The following is an 11,693-nucleotide window of genomic DNA, read 5'->3' on the forward strand; positions in this document are numbered from 1 at the left end:
TTCTCGAGCGCGGAACAGGCGATGGCGTAGTCTAGCATTTGCTATGTGTGCCGTCATCGCTGCTCTGGGTACTTTGCTGGATGTGTTTTGTGGTGTGCGTCGTCAACCTTGTGCGGTGCTGCTATTATGCACCGCATTCTGTTCCACTCTTACACCGGATACACATGGCTCGTTCGACAAAAGGCAAATCAAGGCGTCCAGCCGGCACCACATCACAGGCAAGACCAGCAAGTGCTCGCAAGGTGCGAATCATTGCTGGCGAATTTCGTGGTCGACGGCTTACGTTTCCAGATTTGCCGGGCTTGCGCCCCACCGCTGACCGGGTGCGCGAGACCTTGTTTAACTGGTTGCAGGCAGATGTGGTGGCCGAACATTGCCTGGATTTGTTTGCTGGTAGTGGTGCTTGCGGGTTTGAGTGTCTGTCTCGAGGTGCTAGTACGGTCACATTTGTAGATAGGTCCTCAGAGGTGTGCAGGTACTTACAAACTGGTTTGAGGCAGTTACTTGAGGGACAAAGTGACCACCAACCATCGGCTCAGATTCACAATGTCAGCGCCCAGGATTTTCTGCAACGCAATGCAGACCAGTCATCGCCATATGGACTGGTGTTTCTGGACCCTCCCTTTGCAGACGACTGTCTGCTGGAAATCAGTCAGCAGCTGGAAACCGGCGGCCTGCTGAAAGAGAAAGCACTGATTTATGTTGAGTCCGGTAGCTCGATACCTTTGGTCAGCCAGTTGGCGCCGTTGTCGAACTGGCAGGTGCTGAAAGAGAAAAAAGCCGGTGCGGTGCGCTTTGCCTTGTTTCAGCGACTGGCAACTGGTACCAGCGATAGCGCCTGAGTGAAACAGTGCAGGTATCAATCACGCACAATCAAACGGAAGCAAGATGGCATTGATCAACGATGAGCTACAACCTCCCTGGGTGCTGGCCGGTGGTCACCGGCAGACATTGTGGCGAAAGTTCATTAGTAAACCGCAGCTTCGGCGCCAGCGCCGCCGGGTTGAACTGGCGGATGGCGATTTTCTGGATCTGGACTGGCTCAAACCGGATACCACTCAGAATAATCTTCCTGATACACCCGCCAAAGACACGCTCGTATTGCTTGTGCATGGTCTGGCAGGCAGCTCGGAAAGCCCTTACATACTCAATATGCAGCAGTCCCTTGCTCAGATTGGGATGAACAGTGCCGCGTTAAACCTTCGCAGTTGCAGTGGCGAGCCGAATCGCCTGGCCAAGTCCTATTACTCTGGTTGTTCTGATGATGTTGAGCAGGTGGTTGCCCAGTTGCTTGATGGAGAAAATACAGTGGAGCGGGTGATTGCGGTCGGTTACTCGCTGGGGGCGAATGTGCTGGTGAAATGGCTGGCTGAAACCCGGTTTTCAAATCAGGTGGTGTGCGGTGTCAGTGTATCCAATCCACTGCGCCTTGATGTGTGCTGTGCCAGCATGGATAAGGGGATTCCCTTTTGGTATGGTCGCTACTTTTTGCAGCAATTGTGTCGTGATCTTGAAGAAAAATATCATCTTTTCCAGGAAAAAGGCGATTCGGAGGGGCTTGCACAACTCGATGCACTGGGTAACTGGCGCAAGGCACGAACCCTGTGGGAGTTTGATGACTGGGTCACCGCACCGATGCACGGGTTTGACAGTGCCAGGGATTATTACCAGCGTTGTAGCAGCCGTCAGTTTATTGCTGGCGTAAAGGTGCCGTTGCTGATTCTGCACGCTGCCGATGACCCGATTATCCCACCAGGTGTTTTGCCCGCCAAAGACGAAGTGCCTGCTAATGTACATATCAAACTAAGCCCTTCGGGCGGGCATGTTGGTTTTATTGACCGGCGACAAAAAGATTGGCTGGAACAGCAACTTATTGCCTTCATCAGACTGGCGCAAGGTGGCGTGCTGGTGTAGGGTTAGCAGGGTTCGACAGGGAGCAATAACAACATGAAAACAGCCGTCTATCCAGGGACGTTTAACCCGATCACCAACGGTCATAGTGATTTGGTAGAAAGAGCCGCCAAATTATTCGATAAGGTCATTGTTGCAATCGGTGTTAATCGCCAGAAAAGCGGTACGTTGCCTACGGAAAAACGGGTGGAGCTGGCCCGTCAGGTGCTGGGGCATCTGGATAATGTGGAAGTCTGCTCCTTTGATACGCTGCTGATTGATTTTGTCCGGGAGCGGGAGGCAAAGGTCATCCTGCGTGGCTTGCGCACCGTCGCTGACTTTGAATACGAGTTTCAACTGGTGGGTATGAACCGGGCGCTGGATCCAAAAATCGAAACTATTTTTATGGCCCCAGAAGAACATCTTTCCTACATTTCGTCGACATTAGTACGCGAAATTGCCTCATTTGGCGGCGATATTTCACGATTTGTTCATCCGCTGGTTGATGAAGCCATGAAAGAGCTGCACCGCAAGGAAAAATCCTGAGCGACTGTCTCGGCACTTTCTGTGCTGAAATTCATGTACCTAAACTCAAGTACCTAAATCCAGATACCTAAATCCAGGTACCTAAATCCAGATACCTAAGCCCATGTGCCTAACGTTGACAGTTACGGCAGTATACCGTGCTGCGCTGCGCTATCCTTATCTCGGTTAATGGGGTTTGACACTTCTGGCAGGGTTGACCTGCGCGACCATAGACCTGCAATGACTGCTTGAAATATCCCGGTTTTCCGTCGCTTCCCACAAAGTCCCGTAATGTCGTCCCACCCACATTGATGGCGTTGGCGATGACGTCTTTGATGGCAGCTATCAGGCGCTCATAACGCTGCCGTGAAATCTTTCCAGCCTCCCGTTTAGGAGAGATTCCTGCCATATAGAGTGCTTCATTTGCATATATGTTACCCACGCCAACCACAATGCGGCTGTCCATGATAAATGTTTTGACTGGAACCTTTTTCCCTCGACTGCATCTGTATAAGTATGGGATGTTGAAGTTGTCGTCCAGCGGTTCAGGGCCAAGGTGGCGTAATCGGTCGTGTTCAAGGACAGGCTCGGTTGTCCACAGCATGGCGCCGAAACGGCGCGGGTCGTGATAGCGAAGCGCCGTATGATTGTCCATCACGATATCAATGTGATCATGTTTTCGAACTGGCTCGCTGGCAGAGACAATGCGGACGCTACCCGACATGCCCAAGTGAACAATCAGGCACCCTTGTGTCGTATATATCAACAGGTACTTGCCGCGCCGGTCCGTTGAGGTGATTTTACTGCCCGGCAAGATACGGCTGATCTGCGGGTCAACAGGCCAGCGTAGGCGCGGTTCACGGATAATGACTTGGTTGATGGTGCGGTTGCACACATGAGGGTCGATACCTCGGCGGCTGGTTTCGACTTCCGGTAATTCTGGCATGAACGCTCCGTTTTTTGCGACGGTATGTGTCTGTTGTCACAAGGGTTAAGCAATCTGGCTTGCAAAATACGCTGTGCATTATAGAGTTAAAAGACGATCCCTGAAAAAGCGTAATATAAATAAGAGTGCAGGAGGTCTGGCGGACAGTATGGATGAACTGAACCAAAAGCAGCATGGACTGTTAACATTCGGCGGCGATGGCCTGGTATTGGCAGGTCTGAAGCAGTGCGCGCAGGCTTTTTGTTTATCCGTTGCTTGCCTTGCTATGTCAATGGTGCAGGCAGCGGACTCAGATCAGCAACTTGATAATGTTGCTGAGATGGAAGGGAGGGATCTTGCCGAGGGTGTTGTAGAAGCTGCCCGGGAAGCTGCCAGACAGGTAGAAAATCTGTTGCAGGAAGTGAATTTACTGCGCCAGGGTATTGCGGCACAAGTCGCTGAAGACGGCAATACCTGGCATGTAGGCATCGCTGAATCCCAGTTGGCCCTCGGTGTTGCATTGCAGTCATTGGATGATCATCCGGCAGCAATCACTGAGTTAGAACGTGCTGTCCACATTAATCGTGTTAATCATGGGCTGTTCGCTCTTCAACAAATACCGGCATTGTTGCTTCAGGTGCGAAGCCATCTGGCCATGGAGGATTGGCAAGCTGCTGATGAACGCATGCAGTATGCATTCTATGTCCACACCCAGGCGTTGGCTGACAATGAAGCTGAGATGATTCCGGCCCTGGTTGATTATGCGCACTGGCAACTCAGCTCATATGCAGACGGGCATGGTGCGATCCCTTCGGTGCGGCTGGTTGATGCCTACCAGTTATTACGCGTGGCGGACAGCATCATTGACCGGCACCCTACGCCGGAAGCTTATCCTCGCGCCAGCTACCTGCGTCAGATGGCCTACATCGCCTGGCTGATCCAACATAGTGATCTGGATATGTGGCTGGATGCGGACAAGCTGGATGCCCGTGTGGTTGAGGATGCCTGGGTTATTAACATGACCGACGAGAATTATGTCAGTCAGCGTAGCCCTTATCTGATGGGTGAATCAGCGTTGGAGGAGATTGTTGCTCTGCGCAAGGCCCAGTTTGAAGCTACAGACGAAGACTCTCCTGATTACAGGCAATCGTTGCTGCTTTACAGCGAAGCGATCAAGCAGCACGCAGACTGGAATCTTGTCTTTGAGCGTCGTTATGAGGCCATGGATTTATATCAACGGTCATGGCAACTGATGGCAGCGCACAGTGGTGCCGCGCCCGAAGAGGGTTTTCAGGATGTTCTTATGCTGCCATTGTTTCGTTCTGATGATATTGTCAAAGGGCACAATGAGACTGGGTTGACCGTACCCAGATATACCCGGGCCTTTCTGAACGAAGATGTGTTGAGCATTCTGTCTTCCGGCAGGGCTGCAAGAAGGGTAACCCTGGAGTTTGAAATTAACCGTTTTGGCAGGCCGACACAGGTGGAAGTTGTTGAAGTCGCGCCTGAAGATGACCAGGATCTGAGACGCCAGGTGGTGAGTCTTGTGCAAAGTCGGAAATTTCGTCCATGGATTGTGGATGGGGAAGCGCAGGATAGCGAACTGTTGACCAAGAGCTTCAGTTTCGGAATGGATTGACAGCCAGATACAACGCAATAATGCAGTGTTCAGGCGGTCTGATATAAGTAACAGTATTTGAATTTATACAGGCAGTACGCGACTGTGTCGCGTCAGGAGCAGTCAATGAATCGTCGATTCCACAGACCGTTAGCACTGAGCAGTGCCGTCACGCTGGCATTGATTCTGACGGCATGCGAGACGACTCAGCAGCAACAGTCGCAGACCATGCCGCAGATGCCGAGTATGCCGTCGTCTTCTTCATCGTCGAGTTCCTCCAGCAGTAGCTCGTCTTCAAGTTCCTCGTCCAGCAGTTCCTCATCCTCTGGTGGCATGCCATCCAGTGGGTCGGCGTCATCCTCAGGCTCACCATCTTCCGGTTTGCCTTCACCCAGTATGCCGTCCTCGGGAATGCCTTCATCTTCAAGCGGTTCCAGCGGCTCAAGTGGAGCTACGGCCTCGTCGTCAGGCATGCCTTCATCCAGTAGTGGATCAGGAGCGTCGTCAGGATCTGTAGCATCAGGTGGGTTACCGGGATCAGGCAGTTCAGGGTCAGCGGGCAGCAGTGGTGGCATGTCAACCAGTAGCGGTGGTGCCAGTGGCACTGGCGGTGTGACTGTCAGTGGTAGTAGTGGTATTCCGGACTTTTCCCGTGGGCGTCAATCGGCCTCCGGCTCAGGCGCCGGTAGTACCGGTGCCGGGGCATCCATGCCAGGTGGTTCGCAAAGCGGACAAGGAACACAGCCTGGAGTGATGAGCGGGACTGGAAGCAGTTCGGGTGGCATGAGCACTGGTGGCATTGCCGGCGCTACAGGCACTGATGCTGGTGGTACATCGACAGGTTCTGGCGCCATGGCTGGTACAGGTAACCAGTCTGGTTCAGGTGTCAATGTCAACGTAGACACTGGTGCCGGTGCCGGTGTCGGTGTTGGTACTGGAGGTATCAGTGTTGGAGGCATTGACGTTGGAGGTATTGGCTCGGGTACTGGTACGGATGTTGGTATCGGTACTATGCCCGGAACGGGAGGTATAGGTGCAGGGACAGGCAGTGCAGGTGGTATAGGCGGTACCGGCACCATGACGGCAGGTGAGCGGGTTGCCGTACTTGATGGGCAACTGGGTCGCGGTTATGAAGATTTTGATGGCATGATCCTGGATGAACGAGCCAGGGCGCAGCGGGAAAGTAATGCAGTGGGCTCTGATCCGGCGGGGCTTTATGACAACCCAGCCAATCAGCCAGGTGGACGCCAGGGGCAACCTGGAGGTGATAATGGGCAGTTGCCAGGTGTCACACTGCCGGGCGAAGGCGGGATAATTGCTGGTACTGGCAGAGGGCAGGGCGATGGTCCTGAGCCACAAGCTGGTGGCTCTGGCGGTTCCGTAGGCGGTTTGCAGGGCGGTGAAGGCTCTGGTGAAGGTGCTTATCCGGTACCTGATGACATCCCCAGCGGCAATAACGATGATGTTGTTGCCCGGCAGATCCGCGAAGCGGCAATGAACGAGCCGGATCCGGAGCTGCGTGAAGCCTTGTGGGATGAGTATCGTCGCTATACTGGAATCAGTGAGTAGTAAGAGACAGACAGGAGCCGATAAATGGCAGTATCAAAGGTAACGTTGACTGGGCTAGCGTTGACAGGATTAAGGGCAACCCTTCTGCTGCTGGTAATGGCAGGATGTTCGACGACGTCAGTGAAATCAACGGAGTTTGTTCCTGTTGTCCAGGACAGTATCCCCATGGACGAGGCTTTGATCCTGGATGTGGGTGTCCACGTTTTTGATCCGGGTATTGATGAAGTCGAAGATGATGAGCTCGATCGGACCAATTTCGATATACGTCGTGCTGAGGCCCGGTACACACCCTACCTGATGGCTGACACATTGCAGCGATCCGGTAACTGGGGTGTAGTTCGTGTGATACCTGGCGACCGTAGTGTCATGGACATTAATGTTGAAGGGAAACTGCTGCTGTCCAATGGCGAAGGTATGATTATCGAGGTTTCGGTCAGTGATGCAACAGGACGTCACTGGTATACCAAAACGTATGAAGAACATATCAGTCAGTACAACTATGAACCCCGGCAGCGCCAGCTTCATGATCCATTCCAGGTGATTTACAACCAGATCGCCAATGATTTGCTGGAATACCGACAGGAGAATGTTGCCGATGAGAGTATCCGCAATATCCGTACAGTTGCTGAGTTGCGTTTTGCGGCCGAGTTTGCACCAGAGATATACGGTGATTACTTAACAACTGATGAGGATGGTATAAGGCAGGTGGCGCGACTTCCTGCTGAAAATGATCCCAATATGGCCAGGATTCGTGAAATTCGTGAAAGGGACTACCTGTTTGTCGATACGATCCAGGATTATTACGCGACCTTTGTGCGCGAAATGCGGGGTCCATATGACGCCTGGCGTGAAGTCAGCTTTCAGGAAACGCTGGCGCTGGAAGACGCAGAGCGTTCGGCAAGAAGGCGGTTTATTACAGGTGCTGCAGCCATCGCTGGTGGTATTGCGGCGGTAGGTTCCAATAACGCAGCTGCACAAACGGCAGGTATTGTTGGTGTCGGTGCGGGTGCTTATCTGGTACGCAGTGGCTTTGACCGCTCGGCCGAAGCTGAAATGCATATTGCCGCGCTGCAGGAGATTGGTGAGTCCATGAACTCAGAGGTTGCTCCCAAAGTCATTGAACTGGAAGATCGCAGTATCATGCTCACAGGCACGGTTGAAGAACAGTACGAGCAATGGCAAGACATTCTAATGGAAATCTATCGTACGGAAACGGGCGGGTTGTAATGGCAGGTAAACAAGGTAGTCAGGCAGTATCCCGGTGGGTATGGGTGTCTCTTGCTGCACTGGTTTTGTTGGCACTGGCTGTGATATTCGTGTTGCCAGGGGTTGTGGAGCGTTACGAGCTGCCATTAGTAAAGCGGCCAGAGCCAGCTGCAACCGAAGTTGTTGCCGGAAGCAGCGCTAATAGTGGTAGAAATTCCGGCGGCAATGTTTCTCCTTTTGAAGAAGCGCAGCAGGCACGCCAGCGTCGGGCAGCCCAGGATATCCTGGCCAGCCTGCTGGAACGACAGTCTGAACTGGAAGCTTTTGCTGTGGAGGAATGGGCGCCAGATGCCTTTGAATATGCGCTGGCGCAGGCAGAAGAAGGTGACGTTTTCTATCGCCAAGGTGCTTTTGAACAGGCTGAAACGCTTTACCAGCAGGCTGACGACGGCCTTGCTGCACTGCAAAGTGCCCGTGATAACGAATATCAGTCGGCCATGGCGCGTGGTGAAACAGCCATGACGGACGGTGACGCTGAAGCGGCTACGGCGGCGTTTGAATTAGCCTCCCGGATTCAGCCCAGCAGTCAGGCTGCAGCCGATGCACTGGACAGGGCAAGGGTTCTGGAAGATGTGCTGGCATTATTGGTTGAAGGGCAGGCTCTGGCCGAGAGTGGCCAACTGGAAAGTGCCAGGGACCGCTACCAGAAGGCCTTGGGGCTAGATGCTGCGCACCCCCAGGCGCAATCGCTGGCATCAGATATCGAGCAACAAATTATTGACCGCAACTTCTCCACAGCAATGTCAGCAGGGTTTACTTCGCTGCAGGCGGGAGATACCGATGCGGCGATATCGGCATTTGAAAATGCATTGGCGATCAAGCCAGGTTCTGACCAGGCCGAAGCAGCGATTCAGCAGGCTCGGGATCAGGTGGAGATGAGTGAAATTGCCCGGCTTCGTGAGCAGGCTGAAGACCATGAAGAGAACGAGCGCTGGCAGGAAGCTGTGGAAGCTTATCAGCAGGCATTGAATCTGGATGCCAACCTGGTATTTGCTCAGGAAGGCAAAGATTATTCCCAGCGTCGCCTGCAGCTGGACCAACTCATGCAGGCCAATCTGGATGACCCGCTAAGGCTTTCTGACCAGGCTGTTTATCAAGAAGCTCAAAATTTGCTCGGCGTTGCCACCGGGTTAGTGGCTGACCTGAGAGAGGATGGTGTTCACCCGGGAGATCGCCTGTTATCTCAGGTTGATGAACTGGCTGTTGTGCTGGAAAAAGTTGTTATCCCCAAAAACATAACATTGAATTCGGATGGAATGACATCGGTAACATTATACCGGGTCGCTGAGCTCGGCACTTTTGAGCAAACCACAGTAAGCCTGACTCCGGGTCGTTATGTGGCAGTTGGCACGCGCAGTGGCTACCGGGATGTCAGGGAAGAATTTGTCGTTGGACTGGATGACGCACCAGCCGCTGTCAGCATACGCTGTCATGACCAGATTGCGTCTGCGGAGTAATCAGCACAATGCAGGATACGCAACCTCAGAACAACCGTCCTGACGGTGTCGAAGAAATTCAGTCGGTGGACTTTTCTCCACCACCCGCCCGGATTAAAGAAAAACGCTGGCGTCCGCGCTGGTATCACTTTGTTATTCTGCTGGCAGCAGCCAGCGTCTTCTATACTTCCTGGTTTGTGTTGACTGCCAGATCAGTATTTATCGATGTGACACCTGCTACGGCAAACATTGAAATTGATGGGGGGCTGGCCGTTCAGGTGGGGCCTCGTTACCTGATCCGGCCCGGGCAATACCAGGTATCGTTCAGTGAATACGGTTATGATGATTTGCAGGCAACCCTGGGGGTATCCGAAGCCACTGCACAGACACATGAATATCAGCTTAGTCCTAAAGAAGGCTATTTGAATCTGACTGTTGATGCTGAACCCATGCCGGGCAACTCGGTTGATATGCTGGCACGCATCAAAATTGATGGCGTGGATGTGGGTGAGGCGCCGCTGGAGCAGTTTCCAGTAGAGCCGGGCACTCATAATCTGGTGATAGAAAGCGAGCGTTATCTGGATGTGAGCCAGGAGATAGAGATTGTTGGCAGACTTGAGGAGCAAGAGCTCAGCGTAGAATTACAGCCAGCGTGGGCAGAACTATCGATAGTTGGTGCAAGGAATGGCGCTGATGTCCTGTTGGATGGAGAGGTGGTGGGGCAAGTGCCACTTCAATTTGCACAAATGCAGGGTAATTATGTGCTGACCGTGCGAGAGTCGGGGTACAAAGCCTGGCAGCAGGATCTGGTACTCACAGCAGGTAATGATCAGCGCATTGATGTGCCGGTACTGGAAGCTGCCGATGGTCTGGTATTCATTCGTTCCGAACCAGCCGGTGCCAATGTCACTGTCAATGATGATTTTATGGGGCAGACACCGTTGGAGCTGACGCTGCCACCTGGCGAGGATTACCGCATTCGTCTGTTCCGGACGGGTTATGATGTTGCTGAACGCGAAATCACTACGTCATCTGGTGAATCGACAGATCTGACGGTTGCACTTGATGCGATAACCAGCCCGGTTCGGTTGATCGCTCAACCGGCGGATGCAGAAATTTACGTCGACGGTGAGTATCGCGGTCGTGTCGACGAGCAGCAGAATCAACAAATAGAATTGATGGCAGCGGCACAGCGTATTGAGATCCGGAGAGACGGCTACGTGCCTTATGAGTCGGAGTTTGTTGCTCGTCCAGGTATCGATCAGGAGATTCGCGCCACGCTGGTCACCGAAGAAGCAGCCCGGTTGGCAGCCATTGAGCCGGAAATCACATCGCCAGGGGGACAGACACTGCAACTGTTTTATCCGTATGCATACACCATGGGAGCTTCGCGGCGAGAGCCGGGGCGGCGCGCTAATGAGGCCTTGCGGGATGTGGTATTAACACGGGATTTCTACATGTCAGAAAACCTGGTCACCAATGCGCAATTTAAACAGTTTCGTTCTGAACATGCCTCTGGCGTTCTGCAGGGGCAAACGCTGGATAATGCCAGTCAGCCGGTGGTCCAGATCAGCTGGGACGATGCAGCTTTGTATTGTAACTGGCTCAGCCAGCAGGCAGGCCTGGACCCGTTTTATATTGTTGAAGAGGGCAATGTCACCGGTTTTAATGCTGGCTCAACAGGTTATCGTATGCCGACAGAAGCTGAATGGGAGTGGGCCGCGAGAACTGAGGGCGAGTCAGATGTCACCCACAGGTTTCCTTGGGGTAACAGCTGGCCACCCAGCAATAATGAAGGCAATTTTGCCGATGAGTCGACGCAATCATTTCTGGCACAGTTTATCCGTGGCTATAACGATGGTCATGCGGTGACATCCAATACCGGTCAATTTCCCCCCAATGCGCGCGGTCTCTATGATATGGCAGGAAACGTGTCTGAATGGGTGCATGATATTTATGGCGCTGTGAGTGGTCTTAACACAGCGGCAGAAACAGATCCGATGGGTCCGGAGGCCGGGCGCTATCACACGGTTAAAGGTTCTTCCTGGCGGCATGGTTCGGTAGTAGAGCTACGGGCTTCTTACCGTGACTTCAGTGAAGAGCCCCGCAATGATGTAGGTTTTCGGGTAGCCAGGTTCCTGGAGGAAGCGCCATGAGAAAAGACAGGCTTTATGCTGTGCTACTGGGTGTGCTTTTTTCAAGTCCGATACCCTTGCTTTCCGGTGATGTGTTGGCGCAGCCAACCGATGAAACTGTTGCTGAAGACGAAAATCAGGATCAGGAAACAGTTGCCGAAGATACCGGCAATGATCAAGCCGCTGCACAAGAACAGGCAGACAGGCCTGATATCGATAATCAGCCAATCGAAAGCGATGGCAGTAACAGACCCGGACGATTTGTACCGTCCGAACAAATATCACTTGACCTCGGCGTGTCATTTCCAGTCGATGTCTGACCAGAAATA

At 53.0% G+C, this 11,693-nt stretch carries 11 protein-coding genes; 9 read left to right on the forward strand and 2 right to left on the reverse strand.

Annotation, left to right across the window (positions count from 1 at the left end; translation table 11 throughout):
- The first annotated feature begins 164 nt into the window (after positions 1–164).
- From rsmD to coaD, 3 genes are read left to right on the forward strand one after another with little or no spacing between them, the layout of a single operon-like run.
- Complete coding sequence (gene rsmD / locus PSCS_RS07705) at positions 165–842, forward strand: 16S rRNA (guanine(966)-N(2))-methyltransferase RsmD (RefSeq protein ID WP_068811446.1); 678 nt, start codon at positions 165–167, stop codon at positions 840–842.
- 46 nt (positions 843–888) lie between these two features.
- Entirely contained in the window at positions 889–1,914 is a 1,026-nt protein-coding gene (locus PSCS_RS07710; protein WP_068811448.1) for a YheT family hydrolase, read from the forward strand.
- Between the two features lie 33 nt (positions 1,915–1,947).
- Positions 1,948–2,436 carry a pantetheine-phosphate adenylyltransferase gene (gene coaD / locus PSCS_RS07715; protein ID WP_068811450.1) on the forward strand — a complete coding sequence of 163 codons (489 nt, stop codon included), beginning with the start codon at positions 1,948–1,950 and terminating at the stop codon, positions 2,434–2,436.
- 109 nt (positions 2,437–2,545) lie between these two features.
- Here coaD and mutM read toward each other — a convergent pair whose 3' ends face one another.
- The gene (mutM, locus tag PSCS_RS07720; RefSeq protein WP_068811452.1) at positions 2,546–3,361 is read right to left on the reverse strand and encodes a bifunctional DNA-formamidopyrimidine glycosylase/DNA-(apurinic or apyrimidinic site) lyase; all 816 of its coding nucleotides are present in this window, start codon (positions 3,359–3,361) and stop codon (positions 2,546–2,548) included.
- Between the two features lie 148 nt (positions 3,362–3,509).
- On the opposite strand from mutM, the gene PSCS_RS07725 reads away from it, so the two are divergent.
- Positions 3,510–4,979: an energy transducer TonB gene (locus tag PSCS_RS07725; RefSeq protein WP_068811454.1), complete on the forward strand. Its 1,470-nt coding sequence runs from the start codon at positions 3,510–3,512 to the stop codon at positions 4,977–4,979.
- A gap of 185 nt (positions 4,980–5,164) precedes the next feature.
- Here the strand turns inward: PSCS_RS07725 and PSCS_RS07730 are convergent, their stop codons facing one another.
- Entirely contained in the window at positions 5,165–5,533 is a 369-nt protein-coding gene (locus PSCS_RS07730) for a hypothetical protein (RefSeq protein ID WP_068811456.1), read from the reverse strand.
- On the opposite strand from PSCS_RS07730, the gene PSCS_RS07735 reads away from it, so the two are divergent.
- Genes PSCS_RS07735 through PSCS_RS07755 form a run of 5 tightly spaced genes read left to right on the forward strand, consistent with a single transcriptional unit; the run spans position 5,532 to position 11,684 of the window.
- Positions 5,532–6,527 (forward strand): hypothetical protein, encoded by a 996-nt coding sequence (locus tag PSCS_RS07735; protein ID WP_068811458.1) that lies wholly within the window; start codon positions 5,532–5,534, stop codon positions 6,525–6,527. The two genes, PSCS_RS07730 and PSCS_RS07735, sit on opposite strands and share 2 nt — an antisense overlap.
- 24 nt (positions 6,528–6,551) lie before the next feature.
- Positions 6,552–7,754: a hypothetical protein gene (locus tag PSCS_RS07740; protein WP_068811460.1), complete on the forward strand. Its 1,203-nt coding sequence runs from the start codon at positions 6,552–6,554 to the stop codon at positions 7,752–7,754.
- Positions 7,754–9,250, forward strand: coding sequence for a tetratricopeptide repeat protein (locus tag PSCS_RS07745; RefSeq protein WP_068811462.1), 1,497 nt, complete (start codon positions 7,754–7,756; stop codon positions 9,248–9,250). Before PSCS_RS07740 ends, PSCS_RS07745 begins: the two co-directional genes overlap by 1 nt.
- A gap of 8 nt (positions 9,251–9,258) precedes the next feature.
- Positions 9,259–11,385 carry a PEGA domain-containing protein gene (locus PSCS_RS07750; RefSeq protein WP_068811464.1) on the forward strand — a complete coding sequence of 709 codons (2,127 nt, stop codon included), beginning with the start codon at positions 9,259–9,261 and terminating at the stop codon, positions 11,383–11,385.
- On the forward strand, positions 11,382–11,684 hold the full coding sequence (locus PSCS_RS07755; RefSeq protein ID WP_068811466.1) for a hypothetical protein: 303 nt from the start codon (positions 11,382–11,384) through the stop codon (positions 11,682–11,684). The genes PSCS_RS07750 and PSCS_RS07755 overlap by 4 nt, the downstream gene beginning before the upstream one ends.
- The last annotated feature ends 9 nt before the right edge of the window (positions 11,685–11,693 follow it).

The sequence above is a fragment of the Pseudohongiella nitratireducens genome, from assembly GCF_001642735.1.
In the GTDB taxonomy this organism is placed as follows: domain Bacteria; phylum Pseudomonadota; class Gammaproteobacteria; order Pseudomonadales; family Pseudohongiellaceae; genus Pseudohongiella; species Pseudohongiella nitratireducens.